Raw genomic sequence first — 13,662 nt, forward strand, 5'->3', positions numbered from 1 at the left:
ACCATGTTCGAGTTCATCACCAACTTCCTGGAAAAGAGCGGCTACCTCGGCGTATTCCTGTTGATGGCTGTCGAAAACATCTTCCCGCCGATTCCTTCCGAACTGATCATGCCCTTTGCCGGTTTCGTCGCCGCGCGCGGCGACCTGAACGTGATTGGCGTGCTGATCGCCGGCACAGCCGGTTCGGTCGCAGGCGCCTTGCCCTGGTACTGGGGCGCGCGCAAGTACGGCAAGGAGCGCATGAAGGGCTTCGCCGACCGCCATGCGCGCTGGATGACGGTCACGGGCGAAGACATTGACAAGGCCATCGCCGCCTTCGACCGGCACGGCCGCTCGGTGGTACTGTTCGGGCGCCTGATTCCCGCCATCCGCACCCTGATCTCGGTGCCGGCCGGCCTGGCCTGCATGTCCTGGGGCCAGTTCCTGCTGTTTTCGACGATCGGCTCGCTGGCCTGGACCGGGGTCTTGACGGGTGCTGGATTTGTGCTCGAGAGCAATTACGAACAGGTGGGCAAATACGTCGATCCGGTCTCGAAGGGCATCCTGGGGATCCTGCTGGCCTGGTATTTCTACCGGGTGATCACACACCGGCCGGCCAAGACCTGAAGCACGCATGCCGCACCGCAGCACGCAAGTTTCCGTCGATTCGGCTACACTCGGCCTGTTCCAAAGCAGGCCTCGCCCCATGAAGAACCAGTTGTTGGAAGACCTCGACGACAGCCAGTCGCGCCTGCCGGCAGTGCCGGTACGCGGCAAGCGGACTGTCCCACCACAGCAGCCTCCGCCCGAAGCGCAGGCAGCTCCACCAGTAGTGCCCGCGCCATCCGGCACGGCGGACGCGCCTGTCCACCAGCGCGCCGGTGTCTGGCGCAACCGCGGGCCGGCTTCGCCGCCCGCGCCCAAGCCCCAGCAGCACGGGGCGTGGAAAGCGCGGCCGCCGGCTCCCCAGGAAGAGCAGCCCGCGCCCGTACCCGAGACGCCACGCGCACCTCCCAGGATACCGCCGGAAGTCGCCTCCTTCTCCAGCCGCGAGCCGGATTGGTCGGTACCGCTGCAGCCGGAACCACCGCCGTGGACCGAACGTTGGGGACGCAAGGCCCTGGGCTGGACCCTTGGACTTGCAGCCGGCGTCGCGGTCGCCGCCGCGGCTGCGTGGATGTACCGCGACACCCAGGTGGAATCGACGCTGGCGGTGGTGGCGGACCATAGCCCGGCGCAGGCGAGTGCAGCGCCGCCTGTGGTGCCGGCGGCTACGCCCGCATTGCCGCCTGAGCCTGAAGCGGCGGCGCCTCCGCCACTCAAACTGCTGCCGCCCGATCCGGTCGCGGCGGCGCCGGCCGATGAGTTACCGGCAGTGGCCGCCGCTGCGCCGCTTGCGGCTGCTCCAGTGGCGGACACTGCGCCGCCTGTGAAGAAGCCGGCGGTGAAGCGCGCGCCGGAGCGTCGTGTCGCCGCGGCCCCCGAAAAACGCAAGCCGCCTGCGGTCAGGAAGGCAGCGCCTGCGTCCACGCCGAAACCCGCGCGCGAACGCGTGCTGGCGCGTGCGCCGGCAGTTCCCGCGCGCAGCGCGCCGCCGTCCCAGCCAGAACCTGAAAGCCCGCTGGCCGAAACCCTGCGCCTGTGCCGCGCGGCCGGCTACCACGCCACCGCCTGCCTCAAGCGAGGATGCGAAGCCACGCGCTTCGGCTTGGTGTGCCGCGGCTGAAGCGAGCCGCCTGCGTCCCGGTTCAGGCGCTGGCTTCGGCTCGGGGCGCCAACTGTGCGGCGAGCGCCGCCAGCGGCGCCAGCGCAGCCGCATACTCGATGTCCGCCACCGCGCGCCGCACGCTGGCCAGCGGCGCAGCGACCTGGCCGGCGTGCACGCCGGCGGCCAGCAGCGACTCGAGCTGGGCCAGGGCATCTTCGGCGCGTGCATCGTCGGTGCGCAGGTAGCTGTCCAGGCGCGCGATGACGGCCGCCAGTGCGGCCGGGCCGGCCGGTGCGGGCAGCACGGCGGCCGCCACCCGCGCCAGCCCGGCCAGCACCATGTCGGTCTCCGCCACCAGCGCCGGCACCTGCACGCCAATGCGCTCCAGCTGGCCGGTGCGCAGGTCCTGCTCCAGGCGGCCGGCGATGGCCGACAGTTCCACTGCGCCCACGTAGGCCGCACCCGACTTGAGGTTGTGCGCCAGCGACTGCAGGCGCGGATAGTCGCCCGCGGCGAGCGCTTCGCGCAAAATGGCGGGGGCGGGACCGTATTCGCGGACGAAGCTGCCCGCGCGTTTCTGCAGGCGGCCGCGGTTGCCCTCGACGCTCTCCAGCGCCAGGCGCCAGTCGATGCCTGGCAGCGCCGGAAGCGCCGGAAGCGCCGCTGGCGCGGCAGATGCTGCCGCGGCGGGGGCGGCCTGGGGCAGCGGACGGCCCTTCAGGCGGGCCGGGTCGATCCACTTGAGCAGGGTGCAGAACAGCAGGTCGGGATCGATCGGCTTGGTGACATGGTCGTTCATCCCGGCCAGGCGGCTCTGCTCACGGTCGCTGGGCAGCGCGTGCGCGGTCATGGCCACGATCGGGAGCTCGCGCAGGCGCGCATCGCTGCGGATCGCGCGGGTCGCGGCGAGGCCGTCCATCTCGGGCATCTGGATGTCCATCAGCACCAGGTCGTAATCGCCTTCGCGCGCCATGCGCACCGCTTCGACGCCATTGAACGCGACGTCCACCTGCATGCGGGCGGCGGCCATGAAGTCGAGCGCCACTTCGCGGTTATTCGCATTGTCCTCGGCCAGCAGGATGCGCGCGCCGTCCAGGCGCGGCAACTCGGCCATGACGGGCAGGCGGGCCGGGGAAGGGCCGGCGCCGGCCTGCGGCTGCAGCACCCGCAGCACGCTGTGGTAGAGCAGGGCCGGGCCGACCGGCTTGTGCAGGAAGGCGTCGACCGGAAGTTCGCCCTGTTCCTCCATCACGGCCTCGCGGGTGCAGGCCGAGATCATCAGGATCGCCGGCGGCGCCTCGAGCGCCGTGCCGCCACCGGCAGGGATGCCCTGGCGGATGCGGCGGATGGTCTCGACGCCGTCCAGGCCCGGCATCAGGTAATCCATCAGCACCAGGCGATAGGGCTGGCCGTCGGCGGCCGCGCGCGCCAGCCGTGCCAAGGCTTCCTCGCCGGAGGCCGCGGTGTCGGCGCGCACGCCGAGGGCGCCCAGCATCTCGGACAGCGCCGCCCGCGCGCTGGCGCTGTCGTCCACCACCAGGGCGCGCAGGTCCGGCAGCAGCGCCTGGCGCACCGCGGCGGAGCCGTCGTCGGCCACGCCCAGCGGCAGCGTGAAGGTGAAGCAGCTGCCCACCTGCGGCGTGCTGCTGACCGTGATGGCGCCGCCCATCAGTTCCACCAGGCGGCGCGAGATCGACAGGCCCAGGCCGGTGCCGCCGTACTTGCGGGTGGTCGAACTGTCGGCCTGGCTGAAGGACTGGAACAGGCGTCCCATCTGTTCCGTGCTCATGCCGATGCCGGTGTCGCTCACCGAGAAGGCCAGCGTCACGCCCCGGGCATCGCTCTCGAGCACTTCCACGGCCACCACGATCTCGCCGCGTTCGGTGAACTTGACGGCGTTGCCGGTCAAATTGACCAGCACCTGGCCCAGGCGCAGCGGATCGCCCACCAGGCGCTGCGGCACCCCGGGCCCGACCCGGAACACCAGCTCGATGCCCTTGGAGTCGAGCTTCACGTCGGTCAGGCTGGCCAGCTGCTCGAGCATGTCGTCGAGGTCGAAGGGAACCGATTCGATCGCCAGCTTGCCCGCTTCGATGCGTGAAAAATCGAGGATGTCGTTGATGATGCCCATCAGGTGCTCGCTGGCGCCCAGGATCTTGTCCAGGTAGTTGCGCAGCGCCGGCGAAGGTTCGCGCATCAGGGCCAGGCGGCTCATGCCGATGATGGCGTTCATCGGGGTGCGGATCTCGTGGCTCATGTTGGCCAGGAATTCCGACTTCATCCGGGTGCTGGCTTCGGCACGCAGCATCGCGGTCTGCATGGCCTTGGTGCGCAGGCCCAGGATGCGCATGAAGACCAGCATGTCGAAGGTGCTGCCGAACACCAGGGCGTGCATGGTCCAGAAGTTTGCCGGCAGCTTGCCGTTGATCAGGCGGGCGGTGACGAAGGCGGCGGCGAAGGCGACCCCCCAGCCGATCAGGAAGTAGATCCCGACCGGATCGCCCGCGCGGGCGCGGCGGTAGGCGCCGGGCAGGCCGCACAGCATCGGCAGGATGCCGAGCGTGCCGACGATCAGGACCAGCTTCTCGTGCCCGATCAGGCCGCCGGCGAAGGCGACCGCCGTCAGCAGGCAGAGCACCGCCAGGGTCTTCATCAGGCGGCTGAAGATGCGGTCCTTGCCGGGACGTGCCAGCGACTGCTCGACGAACAGGTAGGCGCCGCAGGAGGCCATGATGGAGGCGATGCCGGCGCCGTGTTCCAGCATCCAGGCATTTCCCGGCCACAGGTACTGGCCGGCAGTGCCGAACCAGCAGGCCGAGTACAGGGTCACGCCGCCCGCCTGCAGGGCGTACTTGCCGAACAGCGGTTCGCGCAGCGACAGCCACTGGGCGATGGCATACAGGAACAGGGTGATGCGCAGGCCATGCAGCAGTCCCTGCAGGATCTGCTCGCCGAGCGCATCGGACAGTACCGCGTGCGGCTGCATGAAGCTGATCGGCAGGATCTTCGGGCCGCGCGACGCGACCCGCAGCAGCACGGTGTACTCGCTGCCGGGCGCCAGGCGCAGCACCGCGGCGGGCACCCGGCCTTTCAGGCTGTCGCCCGCGGCCTGCTGCATGCGGCCCATGCTGGCGACGTGGCGCAGCCCCTCGGGACCGACGAGGTGGACGTCGACTTCGTCCAGCAGGGCGAAGTCGATCTGCATCACCCAGCCGTTGGTAGCGTCCGCCGCAACCGATAGCGGGATCTTCACCCAGGTGGTGCCGGGCTGCATCCCGAGGCTGGCGTCGGCCGTTTGCGGGCGCACGAATTCGCCGCCGCGCGCCAGGGCGCCGGCCGCGTCGAGCCGGCCGGCGGCGTCGGGGAGGATGGTCACCGCGGGCCAGGCCTCGACCCGCTCGGCCGCGCGCGTGAGCGCGAGGCCGCTGGCCTGGGCCGGCAAGGCAGTCAAGCCGGACAGGACCAGCAGGAGCAGAAGGAGAAACGCGCGCCATGCGGTGTGCATAGCGCGGGACGGAGAAAGGCTGAAGTGCTTGAAGTTGGACATCATGGTAGTTCTGTGGAACGGTCGGTCAGGGCGCCATGCGCCAGACGACGCGGTTGCGGCCGGCCTGCTTGGCGCGGTACAGCTCGGCGTCGGCGGCCTCGAACAGGGCCGCTGCTTCTTCCTGGCTGTCCGGCTCCAGGGTGGCGCCGCCGACGCTGGCGGTGAGCACCTGGGCCACGCTGGAGGCCTCGTGGGGGATCATCAGGCCGAGCACGGCTTCGCGCAGCTGCGATACCAGCTGGCGTGCTTCGTCCGCGCCGGTCTCGGGCAGCAGCAGCACCAGTTCCTCGCCGCCGTAGCGCGCCGCCAGCTCGGCCGGGCCGCGCATCGCGCCGGCGGCCAGGCGCGCCACTGCACGCAGGGCGCGGTCGCCGGCCGGGTGGCCGTAGCGGTCGTTGTACTGCTTGAAGGCGTCGATGTCGAGCAGGGCCAGCGACAGCGGCCGGCCCGAGCGCCGTGCGCGCTGCCATTCCAGTTCGTAGACCTCGTCGAAGCGGCGCCGGTTGGCCAGCTCGGTCAGGCCGTCGATGTTGGCCAGCCGCTCCAGCATCCGGCGCTGGCGCACCACCTGCAGATGCAGGGCCACGCGCGCCATCACCACCGTCTGGTTGAAGGGCTTGGTGATATAGTCCGAGGCACCCATCTTGAGACCGTTGGCCTCGTCCTCGGGCCGGTCCAGGCCCGAGATGAAGATCACGGCGATGTGTTCGGTCAGCGGATCGGCGCGCAGCCGGCGCAGCACTTCGTAGCCGTCCATGTCCGGCATCATCACGTCGAGCAGGATCAGGTCGGGCAGGTGGCGCGCCGCGCGCTCCAGGGTCTGGGCGCCGTTCTTGGCCAGCAGCACGGTGTACTCGGGCTTGAGCAGCTCGCCCAGCACGTCGCGGTTCACGGCATCGTCGTCGGCGACCAGCACTTTCTGGATCTCCACTCCGTTCATGCCACATCCTCCATCTTCAGTTCAAGTCGTGCGGCCAGGGCCGCCAGCGGCGTCAGGGCGGCCGCGTATTCGAGGTCGTGGACGGCGCGCCGCATCTCGGCCAGGGTGGCGGCGTGCGCGCTGCCGCCCAGCAGGGCTTCGAGCTCGGACAGGGTGTCGTCGGCACGCGCGTCGTCGGCTTCCAGGTGCCGGCGCAGGCGCGCCAGCAGGGGCGCCAGGGCAGCCGGATCGGTCCGGCCCGGCTGCGCCGCCGCGGCCAGTTGGGCCAGGGCTGCCAGCACGGTTTCGGCGGCGTTGACCAGGCCGGGGACCTGGGCCGCGAGGCGCGCCGACTGGCCGTTGCGCAGGTCCTGCTCGAGGCGGTGCGCGGCCGCGGCCAGCTCGAAGGCGCCCACGTAGGCGGCGCTCGACTTCAGGTTGTGCGCCAGCGACTGCAGGCGCGGATGGTCGCCCTCGCTCAGGGCTTCGCGCAGGATGCGCGGGGCGTCGGCATATTCACGCACGAAGCTGCTGGCGCGCTTTTCCAGGCGGCTGCGCTGGCCGTCGACCTTGTCCAGCGCGCGGTGCCAGTCGAGCCCTGGGACCGCCGGCAGTGCCGGCAGTGCCGGCAGCGCGGGCAGGGCCGGCGGCGCCTCGAAGGCCTGCGGACTCGTGGCCGGCAGCGGGCGCCCGGCCAGGCGCGCCGGGTCGATCCACTTCAGCAGGGTGCAGAACAGCAGGTCGGGGTCGATCGGCTTGGTGACGTGGTCGACCATGCCGGCTTCCAGGCTCTTGAGGCGGTCGCTGGCCAGGGCGTGCGCGGTCATGGCGACGATCGGCAGCGCGCGCAGGCGCGCATCGCTGCGGATTTCCCGGGCGGCGTCGAGGCCGTCGAGTTCGGGCATCTGGATGTCCATCAGGATCAGGTCGTAATCGCCTTCGCGCGCCATGCGCACCGCTTCGACGCCGTTGAAGGCGACGTCCACCTGCATGCGGGCGGCGGCCATGAAGTCGAGCGCTACTTCGCGGTTGTTGGCATTGTCCTCGGCCAGCAGGATGCGGGCGCCGTCCAGGCGCGGAAGATCGAGCATCGCGGCCAGCGCCGGCAGCGGCGGCGCGCTGCCGGCATCCGGCAGGGCGAGTTGCGGGTGCAGGGCCTGCAGCATGCTGTGGTACAGCAGGGCCGGGCCGACCGGCTTGTGCAGGAAGGCGTCGACCGGCAGCTCGCCTTCCTGTTCCAGCACGGTGTCGCGGGTGCACACCGAGACCATCAGGATCGCGGGCGGCGGATTGGTACCGGGCAGCGCCTGGCGGATGCGACGGATCGTCTCGACCCCGTCCAGGCCCGGCATCAGGTAGTCCATCAGGACGATGCCGTAGGGCCGGCCCCCATCCTGGGCCTGCGCCAGCACGGCCAGGCATTCCTCGCCCGAGGCCACGGTATCGGCCGGCACGCCGAAGCTGGCCAGCATCTCGGCCAGCGCGGCGCGTGCGGTGGCGCTGTCGTCCACCACCAGCGCGCGCACGTCCAGCAGCATCGGATGGCGCAGCGCACTTCCCTGGCCTTCGGCCGCGCCCTCGTGCACACCCAGCGGCACCGTGAACGCGAAGCGGCTGCCGGCGCCCGGGGTGCTGGTGGCGGCGATCCGGCCGCCCATCAGCTCGACCAGCTGGCGCGAGATCGACAACCCGAGGCCGGTGCCGCCGTACTTGCGGGTGGTCGAGCTGTCGGCCTGGGCGAAGGACTGGAACAGGCGGCCGATCTGCTCGGGCAACATGCCGATGCCGGTGTCGGTCACCGAGAATTCGAGCGTCACCTGCCCGTCGCGGCGCTCGAGCAGTTCGACCGCCACCACGATCTCGCCCTGGTCGGTGAACTTGACGGCGTTGCCGGCCAGGTTCACCAGCACCTGGCCCAGGCGCAGCGGATCGCCCACCAGGCGCTGCGGCACCCCGGCGCCGACCCGGAAGATCAGTTCCACGCCCTTGGCGTCGCTCTTCATGCTGGTCACGCTGGCCAGGTGCTCGAGCATCTCGTTCAGGTCGAAGGGCAGCTTCTCGATCGCCAGCTTGCCGGCTTCCATCTTGGCGTGGTCGAGGATGTCGTTGATCAGGCCCAGCAGGTGTTCGCCGGCGCCCAGGATCTTGCTCAGGTAGTTGCGCAGCTTGGGCGGCGCCTCGCCCATCAGGGCCAGGCGGCTCATGCCGATGATGGCGTTCATCGGTGTGCGGATTTCATGGCTCATGTTGGCCAGGAATTCCGATTTCATGCGCGCTTCCGCCTCGGCGCGCAGCATCGCGACCTGCATCGCCTTGCCGCGCAGGCCGAGGATGCGCAGGAACAGCAGGATGTCGATGGTGACGCCCAGCTGCAGCGAATGCATGGTCCAGAAGTTGGCCGGCACCTGGCCCGCCGCCAGCATGCCCTGTACCACGGCGCCGCCGGCGCTGAAGAACCAGCTGAACAGGAAGTAGATGCCGATCTCGTCGCCCGCGCGGATGCGGCGCCAGGCGCCGGGCAGGCCGAGGAACATCGGCGCCGCGCCCACCGTCATGGTGAACACGATCAGGAAGCGGTGGTCCAGCAGGCCCAGGCCCCACAGCAGGCCGGCCAGCAGGCACAGGGCGGCGCCGCCCTTCATCAAGCGGCTGAAGCGCCGGTCCTTGCCGGGCCGCGCCAGGATCTGTTCCACGAACAGGTAGGCCCCGGCGGACGCGATCTGCGAGGAGATGCCCATCACGTGCCTGCTGAACCATTCATGGCCGCGCCACAGGAATTGCTCGCCGAGGCCGAACCAGACCAGGGAATAGACGGCGATGCCGCCCACGTACATGGCGTACTTCCCGAACAGCGGCTCGCGCAGGGTGATCCACTGGCCGACGCTGTAGGCGACCAGGCAGGCGGCAATGCCGAACAGGAGGCCCTGCAGCATCTGCTCGCCCAGCGCGGCGCGGTTGTAGGCGTCCGGCTGCATGATGGCGATCGGGGCGATGCGCGGCCCCTTGGCGTTGATCCGCACCAGCAGCGTGTAGTCCCGGCCCGGCTGCAGTCTGAGGGCGGCTGCGGGGACCCGGCCCTTGAGCGCGCCTTCTTCCTTCAGGCGCCGGCCGCTGCTGGCAAGCTTGCGCAGCCGGCCGCGGTCTTCCAGGTAGAACTCGACGTAGTCGAGGATGCCGAAATCGATCTGCACCACCCAGTCTTCCGGCGCATCGGGGGCGACCCGCAGCGGGATGCGGACCCAATGCGGCTCCTGGATCAGCTTGAGCACGCCGGGGGCGGTGTCCGGACGCAGGTAGCGCCCTGCGGCCGCCAGCGCCGCCGCGGCGTCGAGCTTGCTGCCTTGGTCGACCAGCAGCGTGGTCGCGGGCCAGGCATCGATGCTGGGCGTATGGCGGCCGAGCTCGAGATGCGCGACGGCAGCCGTGCGGGCGCCCTGGGACGCCAGGACCAGCACCAGGGCCAGCAGGGTGGGCAGGGCGAGGAACATGAATCTGCGCCAGGCCGCGGCCGCGGCATTCGTGGAGGCCGTGGGCGCCGCGTGCAGCGGGTCCGAGGGAGCGATCATGCGGGCGTCCGTTCAGCGCGGCCGGCGAGGCGGGCTTCGACCCGGTTCAGCCAGCGCGGCGCGCGCGGGTCGCGCTGCCAGCCGCCGAGGGTGTCCTCGACCTGGCCGAGCAGGGCGTCGGGCAGGCGCAACGGGCGGGTCTGATCCATCAGGAAGCGCGTCACCAGGCGGTAGCCGGCCACGCGCGTGAGCATGCGGGAGATCGAGAAGCCGGGCACGAACAGGCGCACCACGCTGTCGAAGCCGCGCACGGCGCCGAAACCGAGCGTGAACAACAGGCGCGACAGCAGGGACACGCGCCCATTCAGGCCGAGATCGGCGCTGGCGTCCTTGCCGCACAGGCGACGCGTGAGCAGGGTGGGGAAAGGCTTCAGCACGCGCAGCGGAATCTGGTTTTCCATTTCCCGCATCAGGGCCGCGGCAAGCGGCGGGCGTGGGTCGGGCTGGCGCGGCTGCATGCGGGAGCGCGCCTGGATATCGGCGAAGCGGGCTTCGGCCTCGTCCATGGTCCAGGCCATCAGTTCGCGTTCGATGCCGAGCACGTGGCCGAGCACGTTCCAGGCGTGCAGGTAGGCTTCCTCGTCGGCGCGCTCCAGGCCCAGGCCGAGGCGGCGCAGGCCGCGCAGGAAGACGTAGTTGAAGGTCAGCAGGGTGTAGGCCAGTTCTTCCTGGTTGCAGGGCAGGCCGTCGCGCGCGCTGTCCCAGCCGTGGGCGTACAGCACGTGGTAGATCCCGCCGCCGGCCGGGGCCAGCGCCTGCAGCGCCGGCATGGCCTGCAAGGCCTGCGCGCCCGTGGCGGGCGGGGCGCCGCGCAGGATCAGGTGGCGGATGGTGGCGTGGATCAGGCGCACCTTGAGCGCCTGCGACACGCCGCCGCCCTCGGGCGCGGTGAGCCCGCCGCGCATCATGACCGGGAAGATCATGGCGGCGGTCGAGCGGATCCGGTAATCGGTGTGCTGCTCCAGCTGGCCGGCCGCCTGCAGCACCGCCGACAGGTCCGGCAGCACGTAGCACTCGGGCAGGCTGGCGCAGAACAGCAGGGTGCAGGACAGCATGCTCATGTCCATGAACAGGGTCTCGGCGCGCGCGATCCTGGCCGGATCGGCCCAGTCGGGCAGCGCCGGGCAGCCCGCCAGGTAGTCTTTCAGCGCGCCGGCGATGTGCGGATCGGTGTCCGGTCCCGGTTCCCAGGCGGCCAGGCCGCCATTGCTCTCCCAGCGCTGGAGTTCGCGGTTGATGGCGGACACCCGCGCCGCCATCTCGTGCGGACCTTCGGCGCCGGCCAGCATGCGGGCGACGGTGTCGTCGGCAGGCGGGTCGGCCCGCATTGCGGGAGATTGCAGGTCCATCACGTCGCGCTTCATTCAGCCTCCAGGAACGCAGGTTGCGGAAACAAGAAAGCCGGACCAGGGTCCGGCTTTGCCTCAGAATCGGTAATCGAAGCGCAGGTCCGCTGTGCGCGGGGCCGTCGGTGTGGTCATGCCGAAGCTGTCGATGATCGACGGCCGGACGTCGTTCTCGATGTTGCGCACGCGCGCGAGCAGGCTCCAGCGCGCGCCGTCCGGCGCCCAGGACAGGGTGGCGTCGGTGCTGGTGTGCGAGGGCACGCGGTAGACCAGCAGCTGGCTCGGCACCGCCAGCACGTACTCGCCGCTGGCGCGTGCGAACAGGCCGCCGGTGAGCTGGCCACCCGCAAGGGCGACGCGCTGCTGGTAGCCGAGCGTGAACACGTGGCTCGGTGCGCGGTCCAGCTTGCGGCCGGCCCAGGACACGCTCGGGGTGGCCATATAGGTGACGTAGCGGGCGTCGAGCAGGGTCAGGCCGTAGTTCAGGCGCCCGCCGCTGCCGACGCGCAGCTCGCCGTCGATTTCGATGCCGCGGCTGCGGGCGGCGCCGGCATTGCGGGTCAGCAGGCGCGGCGCGCCGGCCACGATGGCATTCCCGGTCAGCTGCAGGTTGGTGTAGTCGTAGTGGAAGGCGGCGGCGTTCAGCGTCAGGCGGCCACCCAGCAGGCGCGACTTGAAGCCGGCCTCCCAGGCACGCAGTTCTTCCGGCTGGTAGTACAGGAATTCGGGCGTCACGGCGAGCGCCGCCGGGCAGGCAATGCCGAGCGCCGTGGTGCCGGCCACGCAGCCGTCGTTGAAGGCGCCGGCCTTGTAGCCGGTGGCCAGGCTGACATAGGCCAGGGTCGTCGGGGCCAGGTCGAATTCCCCGCCCAGGCGCCAGGTCGTGCGGCTGGTCTCGAGGGCGGCGGCGTTCAGCAGGCGGCGGTCGGTGGCCGGGTTGAACACCGGACCCTGCTGGAAATCGGTCGAGCCGACGCGCTCCTTCCCGTCGAGGGTGCGGCGTGCGCCGGCGGTCAGGCGCAGGCTTTCACCCACGCGCCAGCTCAGCTGGCCGAATACGGCACGGCTTTGCGCTTCGGTCACCAGCGGGAAGGCATAGTAGGGCGGCAGGCCGACCGGGCGCAGGCCCTGGAAGGCATAGCTGGTGTCGGATTCTTCGGTGAAGTAGTACAGGCCGCCCTGGGCGCTGAGCGGGCCGCTGCCATTGGTGGCGATGCGTAGCTCGTGCGAGTCCTGGGTGTTGGCGCCGTCGTAGGTATTGATCACGCCGAGCGCGATCGCAGGCGAAATCCGGTAGTAGTAGTTGTTGACCATCTGCTGGTCCAGCTCGCGGTGCGAGGCCAGGTAGTAGACGGTGGCCGGGCCCAGGTTCCAGCTCAGGTCCGCCAGCAGGCCGCGTGCGCGGCGGTCCTGCATGCCTTGCACCGGGGCGATATTCGCCGGGCGGAAGCCCATGGTCAGGGCCTGGTCGGCGCTGCTGTCGCGCCAGACCGGCGCCCCGCTCGCGACACCGGAGTAGAAATTGCTGTCGGGGACGAAGCGGTCGTTGTTGTTGCTGGCTTCGCTGTGGTCGTAGCGCAGCAGAAGCGCGGCGTCGCGGCCGATGGCCAGCTTCGCGCTCAGGCGCGCATCACGGTCGTCGCGGTCCATCCCGGGCCGGAGTCCGGTGCCCTGGCCGTTGTTCAGGAAGGGATCCTGCTTGCGCGTGCTGACGGCCGCGCGCAGGGCCAGCGCAGCGTTCACGGGCACGTTCACGACGCCTTCGAGCTTGCGGTTGCCGTAGGTGCCGGCTTCGACCGCGACGCGGCCTTCCAGCCTGTCGGTCGGGGCGTTCGAGATCACGTTGACCAGGCCTGCCGTGGTATTGCGTCCGTACAGGGTGCCCTGCGGGCCGCGCAGCACTTCGATGCGGTCGACGTCGAGGAAGTTGGCGGCCTGGCCGGCCGGACGCGCGATGTAGACGCCGTCCTGCATGAAGGCGGCCGAGGGATCGCCCTTGTCGGTGGTGTCGTTGTTGCTGATGCCGCGGATGGTGACGCGCAGGCCCGAGAAGGCCTGGTCGATGTGCAGGTTGGGCAGGCGTGCAGCGAGGGCTGCGGGATTGTCGGCGCCGATCTGGCGCAACTGTTCGCCGCTCAAGACGCTCATGGCCACCGGCGTGCGCGAAGCGGTGGAGACGGTGCGCTGGGCCGTGACCACGACTTCCGGCACGGCGTTGTCCTGTTCCTGCGCGGCCTGGGCCACGCCGACGCCCCATGCGATACCCGATACCAACACGGCCAGCAGCTTTTGCGCCGGTCGAACCTGCCTTGCTTTCATGACGAAACTCCCTGGTTTTTCTTGTGACTGCCCTTGGCGGGCTGCACCCACATGTTCTATTTTTGCAACCTTCGTTGCATTGCGGGATGCCAGCTCGGCAGTCTAGCAGGTCATGATGACGGGCAGTAGTCCTACAAAAATAATTGAACAGAAATAATACCTTGATACAACATTTTCGCCACCCAGATGGCTATTCCGTCAAGTTCTTGAACAGACTGGTCGGCAGCGCGTACGGCATCCGTGCGCCGTCGGCCTGTCATTTCGAATATTTTTCAGGA

Annotated in this window: 7 protein-coding genes; 2 read left to right on the forward strand and 5 right to left on the reverse strand. The window is 70.1% G+C overall.

Annotated features, from left to right (window positions below):
• The first annotated feature begins 3 nt into the window (after positions 1-3).
• Together ACSQ25_RS11840 and ACSQ25_RS11845 are read left to right on the forward strand one after the other, a co-directional pair.
• Positions 4-606, forward strand: coding sequence for a DedA family protein (locus ACSQ25_RS11840; RefSeq protein WP_436105883.1), 603 nt, complete (start codon positions 4-6; stop codon positions 604-606).
• A 79-nt stretch (positions 607-685) separates the two neighbouring features.
• Positions 686-1,705, forward strand: coding sequence for a hypothetical protein (locus tag ACSQ25_RS11845; RefSeq protein ID WP_436105884.1), 1,020 nt, complete (start codon positions 686-688; stop codon positions 1,703-1,705).
• A gap of 22 nt (positions 1,706-1,727) precedes the next feature.
• Here the strand turns inward: ACSQ25_RS11845 and ACSQ25_RS11850 are convergent, their stop codons facing one another.
• The 5 genes from ACSQ25_RS11850 to ACSQ25_RS11870 form a co-directional block, all read right to left on the reverse strand.
• Complete coding sequence (locus ACSQ25_RS11850; RefSeq protein ID WP_436105885.1) at positions 1,728-5,192, reverse strand: response regulator; 3,465 nt, start codon at positions 5,190-5,192, stop codon at positions 1,728-1,730.
• 67 nt (positions 5,193-5,259) lie between these two features.
• A complete protein-coding gene (locus ACSQ25_RS11855; RefSeq protein WP_436105886.1) occupies positions 5,260-6,174 on the reverse strand; it encodes a diguanylate cyclase in 915 nt (304 codons plus the stop codon).
• Entirely contained in the window at positions 6,171-9,719 is a 3,549-nt protein-coding gene (locus tag ACSQ25_RS11860; RefSeq protein ID WP_436105887.1) for a response regulator, read from the reverse strand. The genes ACSQ25_RS11855 and ACSQ25_RS11860 overlap by 4 nt, the downstream gene beginning before the upstream one ends.
• The gene (locus ACSQ25_RS11865) at positions 9,716-11,083 is read right to left on the reverse strand and encodes an oxygenase MpaB family protein (RefSeq protein WP_436105888.1); all 1,368 of its coding nucleotides are present in this window, start codon (positions 11,081-11,083) and stop codon (positions 9,716-9,718) included. Before ACSQ25_RS11865 ends, ACSQ25_RS11860 begins: the two co-directional genes overlap by 4 nt.
• Before the next feature lie 60 nt (positions 11,084-11,143).
• Positions 11,144-13,384, reverse strand: coding sequence for a TonB-dependent receptor (locus ACSQ25_RS11870; RefSeq protein ID WP_436105889.1), 2,241 nt, complete (start codon positions 13,382-13,384; stop codon positions 11,144-11,146).
• Positions 13,385-13,662: the final 278 nt, after the last annotated feature.

Origin of the sequence: Massilia sp. LjRoot122, from assembly GCF_964252725.1 — a bacterium.
Classification (GTDB): domain Bacteria; phylum Pseudomonadota; class Gammaproteobacteria; order Burkholderiales; family Burkholderiaceae_D; genus Telluria.

Excerpts from the sequence above, each read along its gene's own strand:
- ACSQ25_RS11850 (WP_436105885.1), bottom strand. The coding sequence starts at position 5,192 with ATGCACACCGCATGGCGCGCGTTTCTCCTTCTGCTCCTGCTGGTCCTG.
- ACSQ25_RS11870 (WP_436105889.1), bottom strand. The coding sequence starts at position 13,384 with ATGAAAGCAAGGCAGGTTCGACCGGCGCAAAAGCTGCTGGCCGTGTTG.
- ACSQ25_RS11845 (WP_436105884.1), top strand. The coding sequence starts at position 686 with ATGAAGAACCAGTTGTTGGAAGACCTCGACGACAGCCAGTCGCGCCTG.
- ACSQ25_RS11865 (WP_436105888.1), bottom strand. The coding sequence starts at position 11,083 with ATGAAGCGCGACGTGATGGACCTGCAATCTCCCGCAATGCGGGCCGAC.
- ACSQ25_RS11840 (WP_436105883.1), top strand. The coding sequence starts at position 4 with ATGTTCGAGTTCATCACCAACTTCCTGGAAAAGAGCGGCTACCTCGGC.
- ACSQ25_RS11855 (WP_436105886.1), bottom strand. The coding sequence starts at position 6,174 with ATGAACGGAGTGGAGATCCAGAAAGTGCTGGTCGCCGACGACGATGCC.
- ACSQ25_RS11860 (WP_436105887.1), bottom strand. The coding sequence starts at position 9,719 with ATGATCGCTCCCTCGGACCCGCTGCACGCGGCGCCCACGGCCTCCACG.